Below are 20,447 nucleotides of genomic sequence, written 5' to 3' on the forward strand. Positions count from 1 at the left end.
TAGACTTAGCAAAGAATCGGTTCTCGCGCTTAACACTGTCTGGAAGAGGCGAGTATAATCAGGGTGCCTTGTCACTGCTTTCCCCTCGCGGGGAAAGTGGGAAACGGCCCCCCTTAGTTACTCATCATCTCACGACTCCATGCAGCAATTCCGCCATCCTCTCCTTCCTTCGTCTCATCCCTCCCGTGTCCGCCTCGGCTCCAGCTTCGGCTCGCTCATGCTCAGCCTTTCCCTGCTCATGAGTTTCACCACTTCGGGAGAAGCGGCCCGCCGAAGGGGCGAAGAGGAGGTGGCCACCTCGCAGGATCCTGGCATCATGAACTCCGTCCAGGGCATTCTCGGAGACATCAACGGTCGTCTCTTCAATCTTCGCGCCGGCTGGGGTGAAGAACCTCAGGACACCATTTCAGACTCCCTCAGCGGCGGTGTGGATGAGGGTGTCATCGACGGCCAGGGGGATGGACCTGAAACACCCATCGCCAAAACGATTCCCAAAAGCCGCCAGTGGGAAGTGTTCTCCACCGTCAACTACGCCAACGTCAACATCAACGGCATTCAGTCCCAGGCCGGGGTGAACTCCCAAACCTGGGCGCCCGGCGTCGGCCTTGAGCGTCACTTCACCCGCCGGCTGACCCTTGGCTTCGCCGCCAACCTCCTCGAAAGCCATCAAACTTACTCCAATAATCTCGGCAGTCTCAGCATGCAGGGGGTCGCCCTCTCCGCCTACGGCTCCTACGTGCGCCGCTCCTTCTGGACGGACCTGCTCTATAGCTGGGGCACCTTTGACCTCGACACTAAACGCAACCCCGTCGGCTTCCCTCAGGCGCTCGGCAATTTTAATGCCATGACCAACGCCCTCCAGCTCAACTCCGGCTGGAGTTTCCGTGTTCCCGCCTGGAAGCTCGTCCACGGCCCGCTTGTCGGTCTTGACTGGCTTCACATCAACACCAGCGGCTACAACGAAGCCGGCGGCGGCGGCGCAGCCCTCAGCTATGCCTCGCACTCCGTGGATTCCCTCATCACCCGCGTTGGCTGGAGCGCCAGCACGGAGTTTGACACGAGCTTCGCCAAAATCACTCCCCAGCTTCGCCTCACCTATGAGCGCCAGAACATCAACAACAACAACGGCGTCAGCACCAGTCTGCCCGTCACCATCACCAACCAGTCTCCAGGCCAGTCCTACATGGTGGCCGGTGCGGGGGTCAATTTTGAATTCACCCGGGACTTCAGCATGCTCCTGACCTACCAGGGCCAGTACCTCCGCGAAAACATGCAGGCGCACTACGGCACCGTGCGCTTCAGCTACAAGTTCTAGTCTGCCGCGGCATTCAGGAAGGCCAGGGCGGCGGACCTTTGCGGGTGCGCCGCCAGCTCCGCGCGCAGTCCCTGAAGCCGCTCCAGCAGCTCTGCACCCAGCCGTTCGCGGAGCTGCGCCAGTTGGGCGGCATCCAGCCCCTGCTGCCGCACGGCCTTCTGCCAGGGTGCCGTGAAGATCAGGTGAAGGGAGTTCTGCAGTTGGCCGCCGCAGAGGGCCTCCCACTCACCGCCATCCAGCCAGATGCCGCCGGTGGATGAGCGCTCCACTCGAAATGACTGCCCGTACCCCACGCGGTAGCGCGTCATCACGGTGCCGGATTCAGGGCAGAGCTTCAGCGCATCGTCAAACTCGCTCACCGGTGCGGGCTGGGCGGCGTGGCTCTCGTCCGCCACCTGCACCGCCGCCGCAGGCAGGGAGCTGCGCCAGCGCCAGTAATTCTCCCCGGGGATCCAATGCCCGCCGGTTTCAGGACAGCGAAACGCGGTCAGGCCGGGTTCCAGTTCGACACGTTCTAGACGACGACGATGGGCGAGGGGGCTTTGCATGGTGGACGCGAACCTCCACCAGGCCTCCCGCCCATGCCATGACATTTCCCACTGGATTGTGGAAACGACACGCCGCACGCCGTGTTTCCCGCCATCGACAACACCCGCGTGCTGCGCATGCTCGCCCTCATGGCCGCCCGTGGAAAATCCGTCGCCTTTGCCCGCATCCGTGCGGAGGTGGTGCGTTTGGTGGCGCTGATTCCGGAGGGCAGGTTCACGACGTATGGCAGCATCGCCGTTCACATGAACGTCATCGCCCGCCACGTGGCCACGGTGCTGAGCCGGCTGACGCCGGAGGAATCCGCCACGCTGCCCTGGCACCGCGTGGTGGCGGCGAATGCGCGCATCAGCCCGAACATGCCCGCCGAATCCTCACGCAAACAGCGCCGCCTGCTGAAAGCCGAAGGCCTGCGCATCGACAAAGAGGGATACATCCAGGACGCCGACGCCCATTTCCACAACATGGGCGTACGGCGCAACATCCGCTGGAGCGAGGAGCCCTGAGAGGTCCCCTTCAGAAGCGGGCCGCCTTCAACGCGAATTCACCACCGACTCCGGACCTTCTCCGGTGCCCATCTCCTTCAAGGCGTTCTCGATTTTTAGCAGCCGATAAGCCACCAGGGCGGGCTGCCAATGGGGTTCGCTCTGGCTGATTTTTTGGATGAGCGTCTGCGCCGCCCGCAGCTTCCCCACGGCTGCCTCATGGCGGCCCTCCTCCATGGCCTTCATGCCGTCCTGACAAAGCACCGTCGCATTCCGGTAGGCATCCGCAGGCTCTGCCGCAGGCGCCCAGGCCGCGAGTCCGAAAAGGATGGCGGCAATGATGGCGGGAACGGATGAGGTGTTTTGCATGACAAACATTTTCCTGGTTTCTTGATGGCGAAGGCCGATCATCCATAAATCGCCTCGTTTGTCAGTACTTTTGTGGTGGAAGGCTCTTCCTGGATGCCTCGTGTCCATGCAAACAGGACGGACGGACATCCCCTGTCCATTTCCAATGAAGCCGGCCCGGCCGGCCTCGCTCACTGGCCGTAAATCTCGACCCACTGCAGGCCGCCTTTTCCGCCGGGTGGCGTGAAGTACCGGCGACCCAGGTAGGTGCCGTTGACGGGACGCATGGAACCTCTGGACGGGTGGCTGGCACGGGTGAGGACAGGCCGGCCATTGTAGGTGCCGTTTTCATCGGGGACGCTGCTGCAGGAAGCCGCAAACAGCATGGCAAAACCAAGGGCGAATATGGCGGGGAGGTTGGGATGCTTCATGGACTAAAATCAACGTCTGCGCAGCAGCGGCTGATTCAAGAAATACATCGTGGCACGATAGTTTTTCTCCAGCCCGGAAAAGGGGGGGCCGGGACCTGAGGGCTTGCCTTCCGCCAGGGCTCCGCTTTCATCCCCACATCACTGCCCCGCCCACGCCGCCGGCCATGTCCCGACCTTTCCTCCTCTTTCGCCTTCTGGCTATTCTGGCCGCCGCATTTTTGGCTCGACCCATCAGCGCGCCGGCCGCTGATGCCAACACCCTGTCGCCGCAGGAACAGGCAGCCGGCTGGAAGCTGCTGTTTGATGGCCGCAGCACGGCGGGCTGGCATACCTATGGAAAGAAGACCGTCACCCCCGGCTCCTGGCAGATCAAAGACGGCTGCCTGGTGCTGCCTCAGGGCAACGGCCGCCCTAATGGCACGGGCGGCGATCTGGTGACGGATGCCCTGTACACCAACTTCGACTTTCAGTTCGAATGGCGCGTGGGTCCCGGCGGCAACAGCGGCGTGGAATACCTCTTCACCGAAGGCGAAAAACGCACCGCCTCGTTTTATGCGGGCGACACCGGTGACAGCCCGCTGGGCTTTGAGTACCAGGTGCTGGATGACGAGCCCCACGCGAAGAACGCGGCCAACCGCCTCGCAGCCTCCATCTACTCGCTCGTGACCCCCACGGGCAAAACGCTGCGCCCCGTGGGTGAGTTCAATCAGGGCCGCGTGGTGGTGAACGGCAGCCACGTGGAGCATTGGCTCAATGGCAAAAAGGTGGCCGAGTGCGGGCTGGGCAGCGCGGAGCTGCAGCGCATCATCGCTGACAGCAAATACAGGTATTACCCCGGCGTCGGCGTGAAGCGTGCCACCGCCATCGCCCTGCAGGATCACGGTGCCGACGTGGCCTACCGCAACCTCAAGCTGCGTGTACTTCCCGGCAACACCCCTGCCGCGGCAACGCCGGTCCCCTCGACGGCGGAAGCGCCCATATCTCCCACGGCCGCGCGGAAGATTCCCATGCAGGCCGCCGACTGGCGCGTGTGGTGCTGGTCCAGGGCTGACAACCGCTGGATCGAGCACCCCTTGGAAAAAATGACCGTGCAGATCCAGGACGGCGTGCTCACGGCCCGCAACACCACCGACAGCAACTGGCCCCGCGCCATCCTCGTCTATCACGGGACCCTGCTGGAAGGCGACTTCATCGTCTCCGCCGACTACCGCGGCCAGCTCGAATCCTTCGATCTCCAGTCCGCCGACGGCGCCAACCAGCGCCTTTCCGTCATGAGCCCGCCGCAGGACAGCTCATGGCACCCCGTCCTCCTCAGCCGCAGCCAGGGCCAGCTCACCGCCCGCATCAATGAAGCCTCCGCCCCCGTTCAGAACGGCAAAGCACCTCCTGGTATGAAAGGCTATTTTTGCTTCAAACTGCGCCCCGGTGAGGCTGTGGAGGTTCGGAACCTCAGGGTGCAGGCGGGGAGGTAAAAGCAACAGCAGCGCAGCACACCCAAGCAGACGACTGCGGCCCAGCACTCTGAGAGGCATTGGGGGCCCTGAGAGGCATTGGGGGCCGCCCATCAAACCGCCCCCCCCGCGCACGTGGGATGCCGTTTGGTATGCTGTATGCCGTACTAAATGCCAGGCATTATTTAAGCTGCCCTGACAGGGTTCTTTGAAATTCAATGCATTAATGTTGTTTGTTTTGCTCCGCTTTGGCGCGCGTTTCCTTTCTTTTCTTCCCCGGGGTCGCCCATCAAAACTTCCCCTTCAGCAAGTCCCTCACCGCTGCGTACCCCTTCGGACTGAAGTGCGTGCCGTCCTCGACGAAAAAGTCCGCCTTGGGCTGCCCCTGGGCATCAAGGAAGGCAGGGAAGAGATCGATGAACTCCACATTCTTTTCAATCTTCGCGAGCTCCGCCATCAGCGCGTTCATCTTCTGAATCTCCGCCAGCACCTCGGGCGAGCTGCTGGAGCGGCGCACCGGCGGGAGGCCCAGGCAGTAGATGCGGGTGTCCGGCAGAGTGGTGTGAACTTGAGTGATAAAGGCGCGCGCCGCGTCGCGCACCTGCCCGGGCGATTTGCCCGCAGCGAGGTCATTGCCGCCGGCGTTGAGCAGAATGGTCTTTGGCGCATAGGGCAGTACGATGCGGCCGGCGTAATGCAGCACGTCCGTGAGCTGTGCGCCGCCGAAGCCGCGATTGATGACCTGATGCTGCGGGAAGTAGGTGCTCACGTCGGCCCAGCGTCGCGCATTGGACCCGCCCACCAGCAGCACGGCGCCCCTGGGCGGTGGCGCGCCGGCATCGGCCGCTTCGAATTTTTTGATGGTCTCCTCCCACCGTGCGGGATTGCCGCCGTCTTTAGCCTTGCCTTTGCCGGCTTTGACGTTTTGTGCCTGCCCCTCAGCAGCGAGGAAGGCAGCACCTAGCAGAGCAATGAACAGCCAGACTGCGGCGGTGAACGTGCGGGGCAGGGAAGACGAGGTCATGGTGGGTGAGGTGGGGTGGCTGCTATGAATCCCCGGCAAAAAGGAAAAGGTGCCAACTTTGACCCGCCTGAGCCCATTTTCCTCCCGGGCAAGGGATTCGCAGCCATTGAGGGACCGCCGGGCCCGGCAGTGCGAATACCAGACCCTGGTATAACCTGCCGCGGTTTCCACCCGGCGCTGTTTTATTTTTTGAGATCCAAAAAACGCAGAATGACGGTCACGGGCTGAGCCCTCCAGTTTTCAGTGATAAACTGCCCGCCCTGCCTGGCGGCAAGCCCCTGCACGGCCAGCAGATTCCACGTGGATGGATCATTGCTCGCGGAGATGTTGTAACCGATGGACGCAGAGCCTCTCTGCGGGAACGCGCTGGCAGTGAACCGCGCGTCCATCCGAAACGTCGCTGTGTCGAACCTCATGGAAAGCCCGTCACGGTACCAGCCATGCGCGATGCTGACCTCGGCAAGTTTGGTGCTGGAAAGAGCCTCCAGATCTGCATCGCCCGGAGCCAGCTTTGCGAGCTTGGAGGTTTCGATGGCGAAGAACTCCGTCGCTGGGACATCCGCATGCGCTGCCCTTGGAAAGCCTGCGACCAACCCGATAACCAACGCTGCGAAAAAGGAAAAGGAGCGCATGCCCTCGATTAAACCGAAAAGCAGCGCCCGGTTCAATCTCGGCGAAAAGGAAAAAAGAAAGCTCGGTAAGGCCAATCGAGGGATGCCTTCGGGGCGCTGCGTGACGCATACTAAATGCCAGGCATTATTAAGGTGATTGGCGGGTAAATATTTGATAAACAGCAGGTTACTGAGGACTTGATGAGGGATAACAGGCGCGCAGAGGGGGTTGTTTCCGGGTGTCGCTAAAGGGGGGACGGTTTTTCGAAACCGGATTCTCTTTTCAACAGACCAGAACCAATTCTGCACCGCATTTGAACAAGAGCGGGGGAGCCAGGCGGCCCTTTTGCGGCGAGGCATGTGCCACTTATGAAGACCATGCTGGCCACTGTATTTCACGGCGTCAATGACATCCGAGTGGAGTCGGTGCCGAAACCCACGGTGGGGCCGGGAGAGGCGCTGCTGCGCATCACCGCCACCACTATCTGCGGCACAGATTTGCACATCGTGCGTGGCGAATATCCCATCAAGCCCGGGCTCATCATCGGGCATGAGCCCGTGGGAGTGATCGAGGAACTGGGTGTCGGCGTCACGGGCTACAACATTGGAGACCGGGTGCTCGTCGGGGCCATCACACCCTGCGGGCAGTGCCGGGCCTGCCTCTCCGGTCAGTCATCCCAGTGCGGTCATGGCCAAGGCTGCCAGACCATGGGGGGCTGGCGCTTTGGCAACACCATCGACGGCGCGCAGGCTGAGTATCTCCTCGTGCCCTATGCGCAGGCAAACCTGGCCAGGATTCCTGACGAGGTGACAGACGAGCAGGTGGTGCTGCTGGCGGACATTGCCTCCACCGGCTTCGGCGGCGCGGAGAGCGCCCGCATTAAAATCGGTGACACGGTGGTGGTCTTTGCCCAAGGGCCCATCGGCCTGTGCGCCACCGTGGGTGCCCGCCTCATGGGCGCCACTCTCATCATCGGCGTGGATGGCGATGAGCAGCGCCTGAAAATGGCGCGAAAGATGGGGGCCGACCTGACGCTCAACTACCGCGAATGCAATGTGGTGGAGGAAGTGCTAAAGCTGACCGGTGGCGGCGCGGATGTAGCTATCGAGGCCCTGGGCACGCAGGACACTTTCGAGTCCTGCCTCCGCTGCCTGCGTCCGGGAGGCACGCTTTCCAGCCTTGGCGTGTATTCCGGGAAACTGCAGATCCCGTATGAGGCGTATGCCGCGGGCTTGGGGGATCACCGCATCGTGACCACCCTGTGCCCCGGCGGCAAAGAACGCATGCGCCGGCTGATCAATGTGGTGCAGTCCGGCAGATTTGACCCCACCATGCTCGTCACCCACCGCTTCTCCCTCGCGGACATCAGGCAGGGCTACGAGGTCTTCGGCAGCCGCGCCGAGGGCGTGCTGAAGGTATTGATCACACCCTGAGCCACGTCCCGCGTCAGGCGAACAGAAGAACGCCGCACCCTACGCCAGGCATTTTCTCACGGGCAGGGACGCTCATAGGGCAGCCCCAGCTTGTCTCGTAGCTCCACCCGGGTGGCACCGGCACGGCTGCGCCGCAGATGCTGCTGGATGGCGGCTTTGAATTTGTGGTATGTCATGGTAGTCCCGCGCTCTGATTCACTGGTTTTCTTCCCAGGGCAGACTCAGGGCATGGAAGTAGGGGCGGAAGGCCTCTTTCGCAATGCGGCCAATCATCTGGATGAACGCGTCCTTTTCACCCCGGACGTGATCGGCATCCAGCGCGGTGTAGTACGCCAGGCGCATCTCCACCGGAAGCACGGCAGGAGGGTAGCCCGCCTTCATGAGCTCCAGGTTCATGAGCAGCCGCGAGGTACGGCCGTTGCCATCGGCAAAGGGGTGAATCTTCACGAAATCGCTGTGCACCCGGGCGGCGCGCTCGACCGGGTGCAGCGCCATGGCCTCCGTTTGATGCCAGGCGATAAAGTTCTCCATCAACTGCGGCACGAGCAACTGGTCCGGCGGAAGGTGAGCGGCACCGGCGATGCGCACGTTCACACTGCGATAACGCCCTGCGTTGTCGTCATCAATGCCTCTCAGGATAAGCTGGTGGAGGGACTTGATGGTCCACTCGGTCAGCGGCTCGTTTTTCCGGACCAGATCCTCCAGCAGCAGGATGGCATTGCGATGGTTCACCGCCTCCAGGTGCTCCCGCAGGGACTTGCCGCCGATGGTGATGCCCTCCAAAGCCACCTTGGTTTCCTGAAGGGTCAGCGTGTTGCCCTCGATGGCGTTGGAATGGTAGGTCCATCGCACAATGAGGTCTTCCCGCAAATTCCGCACTATCACCGGGTCCAGCGGCCGATGCTGGTCCAGAGTCGCCTTGAGGCGGTCGATGGCGGGGAAGGTGTGCATGGAGACGGATAACTGCGGCAGATTATATCAGATTCCCGCCTTTGCTCGCGCTCATGCAGGCAAAACAGGGCGGCAGCAAGGCCACGATCACCCCCTGTCGGGTGCTGCTTGAAACCGCCAGCCCGCACCTCTGTCTTCATCAACAGCCGAGCCGGCGGCATAGAATACCAGAGTCTGGTATGCTGTAGTTCACCGCTCTGCCGTTGCAGCAGTCTTGAAAAGGGGGGTATTGCATGCCAGGCAATTCAGTAATCTAATTTGCATCAAATCACTGATACCCAATAAGTTGAGCGTCGATACCTATCTCTCCCACCGGCGCGCGCTATTCACGCCTGACCAAAAGGGCACCAAATCACAGATCTTCCTCCCACGGCAAAAACTCAAGGCATGAAAATACTGGCGAAAAGCCTCTTGCACGATCTGCGCGACCATTTTCAACAAAGAATCAAAATGCCGGGCGTTATTTAAGCCTTCAATTACCTGCATCATTTGTTCTGCTCATCTCGACCCGTGGACAAAATTTCATGCATCTCCTTGATCAGGCAGACCTTGGCTTCCATGTCCATCGGACCCGCCGCAGGTTCACCCATTCGCAATGAATGGCCACGATCCTTATGCAGCACCAAGCGCGGCGCTCTTGCGAAAATGCCCGTGCGGAGACGGTCTTCGGCGAAGGCCAATTGACGCCTGCCCGGGCACTGTGAGTCGATTTCCCCAAGGTGAAACGAAGCGTGTCCGCGATACGCTGCAAGGTGGTCGATCATGGGTTGGGTATCCTCGAACCACTGTCTCCACCAGGCGTTGGACGCGGCCACCACTCGCATTTCTGGATGAGAATCTGGATAGGGCGCGTCATTGGCCTTGGCCAAAGCCGCCGCTTTCATCTCTTCGTAGTTTCGCTGATACCGTTCTCGCAAAGTTTCCAAGGTCCATCCTTCGACCGGGGGCATCACGACATTTCGGTCCATTGCCACATCTGCAAAAAGCTGGCTTTGGGGAAATTCGCGCTCTACATCAAGTTTTGTCACCACACCATCGCCATCGCTGTCCCAGCCCATGACATGCTCCACATATCGGTCAGTCGTTGCACGCCTGAACCCCTCAGCCGGGCTTTCAGTCGCGGCGCCCACAAAGATTATGCCTTTTGGATCAATCTGCTGCGTGCTTATCAGGCGCGCCACGTTCAGCCCTCCTTCGGAATGAGCCCAGATGACCACCCGCTGGGGGTCGATTCGGGGATGCGTCATCAAGAAATTCCACAGATCATGCACATCATCCATCTGAGTCTCCACACTCACGGTTTGCCGTATGTCGGCATCAATGCAGGATTTGAGATAGTGCTTGGTGGTTTCCAGCTCGCTGTCGGCATCATGGCAGGAAGGCATCGTCATTTCATTGCATCGCACGCCTCGATTGTCATACCTGACCACAGCCACCCCTGACGCGACGATGTCCATGGCCAAATCGCGATACACCAGATCCCGTTCGGTGCCGGAATTGCCCATAAAACCGTCACGATCCATAAACCATCCGCCGTTGACAATAAAAACGGCAGGATGCCGCCCCGCTCCATCATCCGGCCAATCAATTTGCCCTTTGAGCTGTGTTCGCCCATCGCGGGTCGGCACTTGGAATTCTTGGCTTGTGGTCATCCGTTTTCGGGTTTTGTTTTTGTCCGTGATGCGGCATTTTCTTTTTCTAGAGGGGCCGACACAAATGAAACCCTAGTCGGCACCTCCCCGCTTCAGCATCACCGCCAGCAGCGCAATGTCCGCCGGATTCACCCCCTGCGCCCGCGCCGCCTGCCCCAGGGTCGCCGGGCGCAGCGCGCTCAGCCGGTGCTTCGCCTCCGCCTTCAGGCCGGGAATGGCGTGGTAATCAAAGTCCGCAGGAATCCGGTTCTCCTCCATCCGGGAGGTCTTGGCCACCATGTCCTCCTGCCGCGTGATGTAGCCGGCGTACTTGACGTCGTTTTCCACCAGGCTCCACACCTCCGGCGTGAACCGGGAGTAGATCTCCAGGGGAAGCATGGACGGGCTGCTCTCCGGCCGACGCAGCCACTTTTCCAGCGTCACCCCCTCCGTCCGCGCCTCCTGTAGCAGGCTCCGCGCGGCGGCGATGGCGGCGAGCTTTTCCTCCGTGTGCCGGACGCGAAAAGGGGAGGCCAGGCCGACTTCCGCTGCCAGCGGCGTGAGCCGGAGGTCGCAGTTGTCCTGCCGCAGCAGCAGCCGGTACTCGGCGCGGGAGGTGAAAAGCCGGTAGGGCTCCGTCGTACCCTTGGTCACCAAATCATCGATCATCACCGCCAGATAAGCCTGGCTCCGTTGGAGCAGGAACGGCGGGCGGCCCTGCACCTTGAGCGCCGCATTAGCGCCCGCAATGAGGCCCTGCCCAGCGGCCTCCTCATACCCGGAGGTGCCATTGATCTGCCCGGCAAAATAGAGCCCCGCCACCCGCTTCGTTTCCAGGGTGGGATGGAGCTGGGTCGGGGGGCAGTAGTCATACTCCACCGCGTAGCCGGGGCGGATGATCTCGGCCTTTTCCAAGCCGGGGATGGAGCGGATGAAGTCATATTGCACCTCAAAGGGCAGGGAAGTGGAGACCCCGTTCACGTAGAATTCGCGGGTGTGGCGGCCCTCGGGTTCCAGGAAAATCTGGTGCCGTTCCTTCTCCGCAAAGCGCACCACCTTGTCCTCCACGGAGGGGCAGTAGCGCGGCCCCACCCCCTCGATCTTGCCCGAATACATGGCTGACTTGTGGATGTTGGCCCGGATGATGTCGTGAGTTTGGGGGGTGGTGTAGGTGATCCAGCAGGGAATTTGTTCCACGTGGAACGTTACAGGGCACCAGGAATTGAGGGTAAACTGGTTCGGGCCCGTGCCAGGAAGGGGAGGGGAGCCTTCGATTTGGGCCTCTGGTTCGTCCTCGGGGAGGGTACCGGAGAGGTAGCTGAAGCGCGGCGCGGGCTCATCCCCGGGCTGGATCTCGCACTTGGAGAAGTCGATGCTGCGGCTGTTCAGGCGGCAGGGGGTGCCGGTCTTGAAGCGCTGGACGTCAAAGCCGAGCGCCCGGAGGCTGTCGGAAAGTGTGGAAATGGTGTCTCCCATGCGGCCTCCAGCCTGGTTTTGCTGGCCCACATGGAGCAGTCCGCGCATGAAAGTACCGGAGGAAATGACCACCGCCTTGGCTCGATAGACCATCCCCAGGCTGGTCCGAACACCGACAAGGGCGTCGTTTTCGACCAAGATCTCGGCAGCGTTGCCTTGGTGCATGTCGAGATTGGGCTGGTTTTCCAGCAGCCACTTCATGCGAAATTGGTAGGCCTTCTTGTCGCACTGGGCCCGGGGAGCCTGCACGCTGGGGCCTTTCCGGGCATTCAGCATGCGGAACTGAATGCCAGTGGCGTCCGTGTTCCGGCCCATAACCCCGCCGAGGGCATCGATCTCCCGCACCACATGTCCCTTGGCCAGTCCCCCAATCGCCGGGTTGCAGGACATCTGGGAAATGGTGTCCAGGTTCTGGGTGAGAATGGCCGTCTGGCAACCAAGCCTTGCGGCCGCCATCGCCGCCTCCACGCCAGCATGGCCGGCGCCGCAGACGATGACGTCATAGTGCTTGGGGAAGGTGTAGAGGCTCGTGGACATGGGGGTCACGACAGTAGCACAACCCACCAAAATGTTCCATGTGGAACAAACTGGAATCGTGAACAGCGTTTCAGAGGGGCGGGGAAGCGATGGTGCTAGATGAAAAGCGGCAGAAGAAAGAAGGACAAGAGGGGCAGGGGAACCTTCCGGCCGTCACGGCGCGCCCCACAGCTTTGCCGACGTCGCCATCGGGCCCCTTCTTCCCACATCCTTCCGCATGGGACCTCGCCCATCCCGTCCCGCCGGGCAAACACCCCGCTTGCTTCCGGCATGCATCCAGCTAGTATCGACCCACCCCATGGCCACTGCAACCGCCCCTTCAAACACCCTGGCAAAACACGCTGCCGACCCCATCAATCAGAAGCTCACCGCCGCCGACAAGATCGAGCTCTACCGCAAGATGGTCCGCATCCGCCGTTTTGAGCAGGTGTCCCTGCAGCACTACCAGGCCGGGCGCATGGGCGGTTTCCTCCACCTCTACATCGGCCAGGAATCCGTGGCGGTGGGCACCGTCTCCGTCATGGGCGAAAACGACCACGTCATCACTGCCTACCGCGACCATGGCCACGCGCTGGCTGTGGGCATGGGCATGAACGAATGCATGGCCGAACTCTTCGGCAAAGCCACCGGCTGCTCCCGCGGCAAGGGCGGCTCCATGCACTATTTCGCTCCTGAAAAGAATTACTGGGGTGGCCACGGCATCGTCGCCGGCCAGACCCCGCTGGGTCTCGGCCTCGCCTACGGTCTGAAATATCGCGGCCTCAAAGGTGCCGCCCTCTGCTTCCTCGGCGATGGCGCGGTGAACCAGGGTGCCTTCCATGAGTCCCTGAATCTTGCCGAACTCTGGGACCTGCCCGTGATCTACGTCATCGAAAACAACGGCTACTCCATGGGCACCAGCCAGCAGCGCTCCTCCGCCTACCAGGATTTCCTGGCCAAGCGCGCCGAAGGCTATGGCATGGCCTGGGAGCAGTTCAACGGTGAAGACGTCTATGAAGTCCGCGCCGGAGTCGGCAAGGCCATCGCCCGCGCTCACAACGAGTCCAAGCCGAGCATCCTCGAAATCGCCACCTACCGCTGGGAAGGCCATTCCGTGGCCGACGCCAACAAGTTCAAATACCGCACCAAGGAGGAAGTGGAAAAATTCCAGAACGACCACGACCCCATCCAGGTGTGGAAGCGCAACCTCCTCAAGGAAGGCGTGGCCACCGAAGAAGAGCTGAAGAAGATCGACAAGGAAGCTCAGAAGGAAGCCGAAGATTCCGCCGAGTTCGCCAAGAACAGCCCCTATCCCGAACCGGAGACCATCTTCGAAGATGTGTACTGGGAAGTGGACAACAAGACCGAAGCCGGCCAGACCGGACGCCACTTCTTCAACGACTGAAGCACCGGGTTGCTTCCAGTGACCCGTGTGGACTTATTTTCAGTCGTCCTCGGGCAGGTACTCATTGCACAGCAGGTCACCCACTGTCTCGATGCCCTGGCCCCTGGTGAAGTGGTTCAGCTCCACCTCTTCCTTGATGAGGTCGGGAAGAGGTTGCCGAAGCGCGAGGAGCTCTGCGGGAACCGTCTCGAAGTGACAGCATAGGTATTCCAAAAGCTCGACGGCCGAGACGCGGAGAAATTCCTCCTCGGAAGACAGGAAGGGCAGCAGAAAGGGATAGTCATCGCGAAATTTTCTAACGAACTCCTGAGCGAGCCGCTTGCCCCGCCAAGGCGTGTAGCTGGGGAGACGAACCATCCTGAGGTAGTCCTCAATGCGTCCCCGCTCCCTCCAGACAAGCACGCACCTCCCAGGCCTCGGCCACGGTGCCAGCCAGTAGAGGAGCGAAATCCGCGATCTGGCGCTGATGCCATGTCTCCATTTCTTCCTCAAACATGGGACGCCCCTAGTAGCCTAAATCATTTATCATCAATATGTTAAGCACTCACTTCCCGCCGCCAGACGAAATGACCGTGTCCGCCTGACTGCTCAGGATGACGGCATGCTTGTCATAGGTGACCTTCGCCCCCACCATCTGAGTCACATAGTTCAGCGCCTCACTGAGGGGGATGTTGGACAAAGACAGGCTCAGTTTTTTCCCGGCCAGCTCCTCGCCCTTGATGATCACATTCGGCGTCACCTTGCCGTCGCTGGCATTCTTGGCCAGAGCCCGCAGTCCTTCCACGGCCTCCTTCAGAGTCACGTCCGTCATGTCCACCTTGGGCAGGGTGACGGCGGCATATTGATTTTTCAGCGAGTCATCCTTCACCGGATGATTCGCGCGGATGTAGGCCAGCATGTTCGCAGTCTCAGCATGCTTCGGATTCGCCGCCGCCACGCGGGACAGGAGCCGGTAGGCCGTGTCCATGTCGCCGCGATAGTAGGCCGCGCGCCCCTGCTGATAGAGGGCGTTCAGGTCCTCCGCCTTGATCGGCGAGATGGCGGTAAAAAGAGCGGTCGTCAGAAGCACGACGGCCATCGAAACACGGGACCCAGTCAAAGAAGATGTTTTCATGGTGGTGGATGGATTTGAAGTGATTTCATCAAATCGCTGAAAGAATGTCAAGACTGCGTGCGCGTCTCCAGTCCTCAAGGCTTGATGCCGCGCGCATCCTGCTCCATCGGTGAAACATGCCGCCGCCGAAAAAAACCGCCGCCAGCCAGGTGAATGTCTTCATCGGCAGTGATGAAGCGCGCGTGAAGGAAGCCGCGCTTTTGCTCGTCCGCAGCCTCACGCCCCCGGACGCCGGCGACTTCGGCAATGACGTCATCGACGGCACCGCCGACAACTCCGAACACGCCGGCACCATCTGCTCCAACGTGTGCATGGCCCTCCAGACACTGCCCTTCTTCGGCGGCTCCAAGGTCGTGTGGCTGAAAAATGCCAACTTCCTCGCCGAAGGCGGCGCTGGCCGCGGCCAGGATGCGGTGAGCGGATTCGAGCGCATTCTCGATGTCGTCGAACGCGGCCTCGGCACGGACGTGAGCTTCGTCATCAGCGCCACAGGCATCGACAAACGCCGCGCCGCCTACAAGCGCCTCACCAAGATCGCGAACATCGAAGTCTTCGACAAGCCCGACACCTCCCGCGCCGGATGGGAGGGCCCCGTACTCGCCATGGCCTCGCGCAAGGCCAAGGAACTCGGCATCACCTTTGAAAGCGGCGCGCTCGAGCTGCTGGTGCAGATGGCCGGCGACGACACGCGGCAGATGGAAAACGAGCTCGAAAAGATCGACCTCTATCTCGGCGAGCGCCGCCGCGCCGGGCTGAAGACCGTGCAGAACATGGTCTCCATGAGCCGCGCCGGCGTGCTGTGGGACCTCGGCAATGCCATCGGCAAACGCGACCTGCCGCGCGCGCTCGATCTGCTCGGCACGCTCATGTATCAGGGGCAGAACGCCATCGGTCTGCTGCTGGCCGCCATCGTGCCGCGCGTGCGCAGCCTCCTGCTCATCAAGGACCTCGGCTCCCGCCACAGGTTGAACAAGATGAACTACAACGGCTTCTGCGCCTCGCTGGAAGGCCTGCCCTCCACGGCCACCTCGCATCTGCCGCGTAAAAAAGACGGCTCCGGGTTCAATGCGTATCCGATGTTCCTCGCGCTGCCCGAAGCCGGAAACTTCACGCTCGAAGAACTCCACGCCGGGTTCAAGGCCTGCCTCGTGGCCAATGCGAAGCTCGTCACCTCCTCGCTCGATCCCAAGCTCGTGCTGGAGCGTCTGCTCGTCGGCCTGCTCGCCCGCTCCTCCCGTTGATCGTTCCCGCTGCTTCTCCTCATGTCCACCTCCACCCTTCTTGCCTGTCTCGCCATCGGTGTCATCAGCGGCGCAGTCGCCGCGCTGTGCGGCGTCGGCGGCGGTGTGGTCATGGTGCCCGCCTTCGTGCTGATCCTCAAGCTGCCGCACAAAACCGCCGTCGCCACCTCGCTCGCCATCATCATTCCCACCGCGCTCATGGCCACCACGCAGAATGCGAAGCACGGCTTTGTGGAGTGGAAAGTGGCCGCCATCACCGCAGTCTCCGCCTCCATCTTCGCCTACTTCGGCGCCGGCTGGATGAAGACCCTCAGCAGCGAAACTCTCACCCGCATCTTCGGCGTCATCCTCGTCACCTTCGGCACCCGCATGCTCCTTTACGGAAAGGCGTGAGCCACGCCGGTACGATGGACACTCCTGTCCGTCGATCAGCGCATGAAGATCATCCCTGACAGCCAGGCACCTCGCAGCATCGCCGCTGCGTGCGTCTCGGTGTTTGAGGTGGCGCACCGACGAAGGCATCTGCGGTTACGCTGCTCGACGGGCAGGAGTTCCCCTCGTACTTACCACACCAGCGCATCCAGCAAAAACACCGCCACCATCCCCAGCGCCACCATCAGCCGCAGCACCAACCCCAGGCCGGTGCCAAGCAGGGAGCCCCACGCGGATTTCGCCGCAGGCTGCAGCCGCTTCTTGGCAAAGATGAGCTCAAATGAAATGCCGCCCAGCAGGGGGCCGAGCAGCAGGCCAAAGGGCACAAAGAACATGCCCACGATGCCGCCGATGAACACACCCGCGATGCCCCAGCGGCTCGCGCCAAACCAGCGCGCGCCCATCGCACCACTTGCGAAATCCACCACGTAAGACAGCACCAGTCCGAGCGCCAGCACCACAAAGCCCCAGGTGCTCACGCCGGACTCCGGACGCAGCAGCGTATGAATCACCGCCGCCGCAAAGATCAGCATCGGCCCCGGCAGCAATGGCACCACGGATCCGATGAGGCCCACGATCAGCAGGCAGATCGTCAGCGTCCACACGCCCCACATCTGCCAGGGCATGGAGGTGAAAAAATGCGTGGTCGAATGCCACGCGCTGGTGAGCCACTCAGTCATCACGCCAGATCGTTTTGGATTCCACCGGCTGCCGTACACTTCGCGGCCACTTCAGACCTTCCCGCGGCCAGCCCAGATAAATGAGACCCACGCAGCGGTCCTCCGCGCCAAGCTGCAGCCACTCCGCAAACTCGCGCGTGCCCAGCAGCGGGGGCGATGACCAGTAGCAGCCCAGCCCCGCGGCCGTGGCGGAGAGCTGCAGGTTTTGCAGCGCGCAGGCGACCGCCTCCATCTCTTCAATCTCCGGAATCTTCGCCCCGCCGCGCCGCTCCATCACGCAGGCGATGACCACGGGGCAGAGCAGGGGGTTCTCTCCCATCTTCTTCATCTTGTCCTCGCGGAACTCCTGTGCCGGCGTCGTCTCTCGATAAACACGCTGCATCGTCTCAGCCAGGCTCTGCCGCGCCGCACCCTGATGCACGAGGAACTTCCACGGCTCCGTCAGCCCATGCGTCGGCGCCCAGGTCGCATCTTCCAAAATCTGCAAGAGCAGCCCACGCTCCACGCCACGCGCGCCATCCATGTCCACCGGCTTGATGGAACGACGATGTCGGATCAGCGCGCTGAGCTGGGAATGAGAGGGGAGGTCGGGCATGTCCGCGACCCTTACACCATCAGCGCCACTTTGCTCAAGCTTTGAAGCATCAGGGTTGTGGCTGGGTGCCGGAGGCTGTCAGCAAACGAATCAGGGCTGCCAGACCCGGCTTGTCCATTCTCTTTTCCGCCACGGCATGGATCGCGTCATAAAGCGCCGTCCCCCACTCCATCCTGGTTTCCACACCACTTCGTTCCAGAAACACCAGCGCCGCACCGACCGCAGTCCGTTTGTTGCCATCGAGAAAAGCCTGGGCCTGTGCAATGTGAAAAGCGTACGCCGCTGCGATGCCTGCAAGATCAGCAGCAGCATAATAAAAGTCGTTCATCGCCGCCCCCAGCGCCGAGTGAATGAGATGTTCGTCGCGCATCCCCGGCGAGCCGCCAAACCGTGCGATGGAGATTTCGTGAATGATGATGATCTCCTGCCAGGTGATGAACTGCGGTTCGGTCATCACTGCGCAAGTCGCTCCATCAACTGGCTGTGCTTGTCGAAAACTCGATTCACCACATCCTTGAATTCCGCCAGCGGCTTTGCTCCGGCTGTTTGGACGGCGGCATCTCTGCTGATGTGCTCCGCCACGAGTCTCTGCTCCTGCGCAGGCAGGGCATCGTAGAGTTCAATGACTTCCGTCGCACTCATGGCTCGATCATGATACCAAGGAACCCGCCTCATTTCATCCCTTAATTTCGGGGGGATCTCACGGACCGCAGCCGCAGACCCTTGAATCTGATTGACGCCTCTTCAGCCGTCTTGTTAAAAGCAATGCGCAAAGCGTTCCCTGCGGTATTCGCAGACAAATCGAACTCACTTTTCTCATCATGCCTCTCTTCTGTTGCGGTCATTGCGGACAATCGATTGATGCGGACGACGCACTCGCGGGCACGGAGGTCGGCTGCCCCGGCTGCCAGGCAGTGATCATGGTGCCAGCCTGCGCGCGCTATGAGTCCTACCAGCCTTATCAGCCACCGGCGTCCAACCAAACGCAGCCGGGTCTCCATGCCAGCCACTCCTTCTCGGAGCCTGACCCGTGGCGCCGCCGTGCTCCCCTGCTGGGCAGCGGCGTGGCGTTCGTGCTGTGCTTCCTCAAAAAGCTCGTCGAGCCCGTCTCCAGCCTGGATGCCGCGCTGGGCAACACGGGCCTCGCCAGCACTTTCGCCGGAGCCCTCGGTTACACCATCGCCGCGGGCCTCTTCGCACTGCTCGCAGCTCTCGTGCTCGGGGGCATTGCCGCGGCACGCCGAAAGCCCTTTTCCTCCGCACTGGCACGCGGCTATGGCGTTGCCGTGGTGCTCGCCGCGCTTCTCATGATGGCGGGGTCGTTGTCGAGGCCGCGCCGCTTCGCCGCACCCTCGCCCTCCGCGCCTTCATCTCCTCAGGTCAGTCAGAACACGCGTGACGAGCTGAACAAGCTGCAGGCAGACATTGAAAAAATGCAGCAGGGCGCACTGCCCGGGAACGACGCCTCCACAACAACACCGGCCACTCCACCGGCGGAGCCCACCGACGACTTGGGAAAATTTCTTCTCATCACGCGGCAGTACTTTGCGGAAGTCGCCGCATTGCAAAAAGACTACACGGACGAAGTCACCAAGATCGGCTTCATGCGTGTGCTGGATGGAGAGCGAATTCTCAAAGATACAGACTCCAGCGAATCGTATGACTTGATTGCACGCGCACGGGTGCTCGTGAAAAAATACGGGGCCAAAATGCGCGAAGCGGTGGCAAGCCTCCCCGCGAAAGTCCGTGCCAGCAACATCAGCGCCGCCGTCAGGGAAGGCCACGCCCGCGAAGCCGAAGCAGGCGTGGAACAGGCGATGAAGACCTTTGATGAAACATGGACCCTCGAAGCGGGCGTCATCGACCACGCTCAAGCCATCATCGATCTCCTGAGCAGACGGCGCGGTCACTGGCACATGAGCAAAGGCCGCTTCATGTTTGACGATGATGCCGATCTGGTGGCCTTCAATGAGTCCATGGCCAAAATCACCGCGGCTGTGGCACGTCAGAATGAGATTAAAGAAAAAGGGCAGCGGGATGCAGGAAAGATGTTTGATGACGTCCGTGCCGTCCTCCCGAAGTAGGCGGCCCATTCACCACCAGTGACACCCGTGCAATGAACGCCCTCCCTGCGACCGAAACCACGCATCCGAGGGCGGACTCGATGATCCGTGAGATCTGGACCTTCATCAGACGCCACTGGCTGCATGCGCTGCTGGTGCCGCCCGGCGCGCTGCTTGTGACCCTCGTGCATGAAAGCGCCCACGCCGCGGCCGTGCTGCTTCAGGGCGGGACCCTGCACGAATTCGTCTGGCTGCCCACAGGGGAGCTCTGGGGTTACGTCAATTATGATCCACCCGCGCTCAGGCCCTTTTCAGAATTTCTTGTCGCCATCGCGCCTTACCTTCTCTGGCTTTTCTTGGCTGCCATGACCTCCGCGCTCTCGCTCAGACGTCGGCCCTATTCCTTCGCCGTGGCGTCCACGTTGTACTTCTGGCTGTTCGTCACGCCCCTTGCAGACGTGGCCAATGCCGCCTTCCCCTATCTGGTCGGCGGCTCGAATGACTTCCTGCACGCCTTCGGCCCCCCATCGCTCGCAGTCTGCGTGGCATTCATCATTCTCAGTGTGCTGGCCCTGGTCATCGGATATCCGGTGCAGCGCCGTCTTTACCGCTCCCAGGCGCTGCGCCTGCGCAGCTATCTGGTGCTGAGCCTGGCGGTCGTGTTTTTCATCGTGGGTTTCACGGTCAGGATCGTTTGA

Annotated in this window: 24 protein-coding genes; 9 read left to right on the plus strand and 15 right to left on the minus strand. The window is 61.4% G+C overall.

All coding sequences use genetic code 11. The features are described 5' to 3' along the window. Positions 1 to 139 precede the first annotated feature (139 nt). Entirely contained in the window at positions 140 to 1,315 is a 1,176-nt protein-coding gene (locus ACILSQ_RS02770; protein ID WP_395742052.1) for an autotransporter outer membrane beta-barrel domain-containing protein, read from the plus strand. Here ACILSQ_RS02770 and ACILSQ_RS02775 read toward each other — a convergent pair. After that, positions 1,312 to 1,863: a hypothetical protein gene (locus ACILSQ_RS02775; protein ID WP_395742053.1), complete on the minus strand. Its 552-nt coding sequence runs from the start codon at positions 1,861 to 1,863 to the stop codon at positions 1,312 to 1,314. The genes ACILSQ_RS02770 and ACILSQ_RS02775 overlap by 4 nt on opposite strands. An 81-nt stretch (positions 1,864 to 1,944) precedes the next feature. On the opposite strand from ACILSQ_RS02775, the gene ACILSQ_RS02780 reads away from it, so the two are divergent. After that, positions 1,945 to 2,367 carry an MGMT family protein gene (locus ACILSQ_RS02780; RefSeq protein WP_395742054.1) on the plus strand — a complete coding sequence of 141 codons (423 nt, stop codon included), beginning with the start codon at positions 1,945 to 1,947 and terminating at the stop codon, positions 2,365 to 2,367. A 27-nt stretch (positions 2,368 to 2,394) separates the two neighbouring features. Here the strand turns inward: ACILSQ_RS02780 and ACILSQ_RS02785 are convergent, their stop codons facing one another. Together ACILSQ_RS02785 and ACILSQ_RS02790 are read right to left on the minus strand one after the other, a co-directional pair. After that, on the minus strand, positions 2,395 to 2,715 hold the full coding sequence (locus tag ACILSQ_RS02785) for a hypothetical protein (RefSeq protein ID WP_395742055.1): 321 nt from the start codon (positions 2,713 to 2,715) through the stop codon (positions 2,395 to 2,397). Positions 2,716 to 2,885: 170 nt separating this feature from the next. Then, positions 2,886 to 3,125: a hypothetical protein gene (locus tag ACILSQ_RS02790; protein WP_395742056.1), complete on the minus strand. Its 240-nt coding sequence runs from the start codon at positions 3,123 to 3,125 to the stop codon at positions 2,886 to 2,888. 164 nt (positions 3,126 to 3,289) lie between these two features. On the opposite strand from ACILSQ_RS02790, the gene ACILSQ_RS02795 reads away from it, so the two are divergent. After that, complete coding sequence (locus ACILSQ_RS02795; protein ID WP_395742057.1) at positions 3,290 to 4,597, plus strand: family 16 glycoside hydrolase; 1,308 nt, start codon at positions 3,290 to 3,292, stop codon at positions 4,595 to 4,597. A 268-nt stretch (positions 4,598 to 4,865) separates the two neighbouring features. Here ACILSQ_RS02795 and ACILSQ_RS02800 read toward each other — a convergent pair whose 3' ends face one another. Together ACILSQ_RS02800 and ACILSQ_RS02805 are read right to left on the minus strand one after the other, a co-directional pair. Continuing rightward, positions 4,866 to 5,600, minus strand: coding sequence for a GDSL-type esterase/lipase family protein (locus ACILSQ_RS02800; protein ID WP_395742058.1), 735 nt, complete (start codon positions 5,598 to 5,600; stop codon positions 4,866 to 4,868). A gap of 182 nt (positions 5,601 to 5,782) precedes the next feature. Continuing rightward, positions 5,783 to 6,571 carry a hypothetical protein gene (locus ACILSQ_RS02805; protein WP_395742059.1) on the minus strand — a complete coding sequence of 263 codons (789 nt, stop codon included), beginning with the start codon at positions 6,569 to 6,571 and terminating at the stop codon, positions 5,783 to 5,785. Between the two features lie 9 nt (positions 6,572 to 6,580). On the opposite strand from ACILSQ_RS02805, the gene ACILSQ_RS02810 reads away from it, so the two are divergent. Beyond that, positions 6,581 to 7,645, plus strand: coding sequence for a zinc-binding dehydrogenase (locus ACILSQ_RS02810; protein ID WP_395742060.1), 1,065 nt, complete (start codon positions 6,581 to 6,583; stop codon positions 7,643 to 7,645). A 195-nt stretch (positions 7,646 to 7,840) separates the two neighbouring features. On the opposite strand, the gene ACILSQ_RS02815 is transcribed toward ACILSQ_RS02810, so the two are convergent. From ACILSQ_RS02815 to ACILSQ_RS02825, 3 genes are all read right to left on the minus strand, one after another. Next, entirely contained in the window at positions 7,841 to 8,596 is a 756-nt protein-coding gene (locus ACILSQ_RS02815; protein ID WP_395742061.1) for a Fic family protein, read from the minus strand. 485 nt (positions 8,597 to 9,081) lie between these two features. Beyond that, positions 9,082 to 10,248 carry an alpha/beta hydrolase family protein gene (locus ACILSQ_RS02820; RefSeq protein WP_395742062.1) on the minus strand — a complete coding sequence of 389 codons (1,167 nt, stop codon included), beginning with the start codon at positions 10,246 to 10,248 and terminating at the stop codon, positions 9,082 to 9,084. A 72-nt stretch (positions 10,249 to 10,320) separates the two neighbouring features. Next, positions 10,321 to 12,240 carry a tRNA uridine-5-carboxymethylaminomethyl modification enzyme MnmG/GidA gene (locus ACILSQ_RS02825; protein WP_395742063.1) on the minus strand — a complete coding sequence of 640 codons (1,920 nt, stop codon included), beginning with the start codon at positions 12,238 to 12,240 and terminating at the stop codon, positions 10,321 to 10,323. Between the two features lie 298 nt (positions 12,241 to 12,538). Here ACILSQ_RS02825 and pdhA point away from each other — a divergent pair, with 298 nt between their 5' ends. Beyond that, a complete protein-coding gene (pdhA, locus tag ACILSQ_RS02830; protein WP_395742064.1) occupies positions 12,539 to 13,624 on the plus strand; it encodes a pyruvate dehydrogenase (acetyl-transferring) E1 component subunit alpha in 1,086 nt (361 codons plus the stop codon). A 39-nt stretch (positions 13,625 to 13,663) separates the two neighbouring features. Here pdhA and ACILSQ_RS02835 read toward each other — a convergent pair whose 3' ends face one another. Genes ACILSQ_RS02835 through ACILSQ_RS02845 form a run of 3 tightly spaced genes read right to left on the minus strand, consistent with a single transcriptional unit; the run spans position 13,664 to position 14,738 of the window. Continuing rightward, the gene (locus ACILSQ_RS02835; protein WP_395742065.1) at positions 13,664 to 13,981 is read right to left on the minus strand and encodes a hypothetical protein; all 318 of its coding nucleotides are present in this window, start codon (positions 13,979 to 13,981) and stop codon (positions 13,664 to 13,666) included. A 13-nt stretch (positions 13,982 to 13,994) separates the two neighbouring features. Next, the gene (locus tag ACILSQ_RS02840) at positions 13,995 to 14,120 is read right to left on the minus strand and encodes a hypothetical protein (RefSeq protein WP_395742066.1); all 126 of its coding nucleotides are present in this window, start codon (positions 14,118 to 14,120) and stop codon (positions 13,995 to 13,997) included. A gap of 48 nt (positions 14,121 to 14,168) precedes the next feature. Next, positions 14,169 to 14,738, minus strand: a complete 570-nt coding sequence (locus ACILSQ_RS02845) for a tetratricopeptide repeat protein (protein WP_395742067.1) — start codon at positions 14,736 to 14,738, stop codon at positions 14,169 to 14,171. Between the two features lie 116 nt (positions 14,739 to 14,854). Between ACILSQ_RS02845 and holA the strand changes: the two genes are divergently transcribed. Beyond that, the gene (gene holA, locus ACILSQ_RS02850; RefSeq protein ID WP_395742068.1) at positions 14,855 to 15,979 is read left to right on the plus strand and encodes a DNA polymerase III subunit delta; all 1,125 of its coding nucleotides are present in this window, start codon (positions 14,855 to 14,857) and stop codon (positions 15,977 to 15,979) included. A 21-nt stretch (positions 15,980 to 16,000) separates the two neighbouring features. Beyond that, a complete protein-coding gene (locus tag ACILSQ_RS02855) occupies positions 16,001 to 16,372 on the plus strand; it encodes a TSUP family transporter (protein ID WP_395742069.1) in 372 nt (123 codons plus the stop codon). Between the two features lie 170 nt (positions 16,373 to 16,542). Here the strand turns inward: ACILSQ_RS02855 and ACILSQ_RS02860 are convergent, their stop codons facing one another. The 4 genes from ACILSQ_RS02860 to ACILSQ_RS02875 are packed head-to-tail and all read right to left on the minus strand — an operon-like array spanning position 16,543 to position 18,328. Further along, complete coding sequence (locus ACILSQ_RS02860; protein WP_395742070.1) at positions 16,543 to 17,091, minus strand: DUF456 domain-containing protein; 549 nt, start codon at positions 17,089 to 17,091, stop codon at positions 16,543 to 16,545. Beyond that, positions 17,084 to 17,686, minus strand: a complete 603-nt coding sequence (locus ACILSQ_RS02865; RefSeq protein WP_395742071.1) for a nitroreductase — start codon at positions 17,684 to 17,686, stop codon at positions 17,084 to 17,086. The genes ACILSQ_RS02860 and ACILSQ_RS02865 overlap by 8 nt, the downstream gene beginning before the upstream one ends. A 49-nt stretch (positions 17,687 to 17,735) precedes the next feature. Further along, positions 17,736 to 18,140, minus strand: a complete 405-nt coding sequence (locus tag ACILSQ_RS02870) for a type II toxin-antitoxin system death-on-curing family toxin (protein ID WP_395742072.1) — start codon at positions 18,138 to 18,140, stop codon at positions 17,736 to 17,738. After that, entirely contained in the window at positions 18,140 to 18,328 is a 189-nt protein-coding gene (locus tag ACILSQ_RS02875; RefSeq protein WP_395742073.1) for a hypothetical protein, read from the minus strand. Before ACILSQ_RS02875 ends, ACILSQ_RS02870 begins: the two co-directional genes overlap by 1 nt. Positions 18,329 to 18,507: 179 nt before the next feature. Here ACILSQ_RS02875 and ACILSQ_RS02880 point away from each other — a divergent pair, with 179 nt between their 5' ends. Further along, on the plus strand, positions 18,508 to 19,770 hold the full coding sequence (locus ACILSQ_RS02880) for a hypothetical protein (RefSeq protein WP_395742074.1): 1,263 nt from the start codon (positions 18,508 to 18,510) through the stop codon (positions 19,768 to 19,770). 32 nt (positions 19,771 to 19,802) lie between these two features. After that, positions 19,803 to 20,447: a hypothetical protein gene (locus tag ACILSQ_RS02885; RefSeq protein WP_395742075.1), complete on the plus strand. Its 645-nt coding sequence runs from the start codon at positions 19,803 to 19,805 to the stop codon at positions 20,445 to 20,447.

This window comes from Prosthecobacter sp., assembly GCF_044227185.1.
Lineage (GTDB): Bacteria > Verrucomicrobiota > Verrucomicrobiia > Verrucomicrobiales > Verrucomicrobiaceae > Prosthecobacter.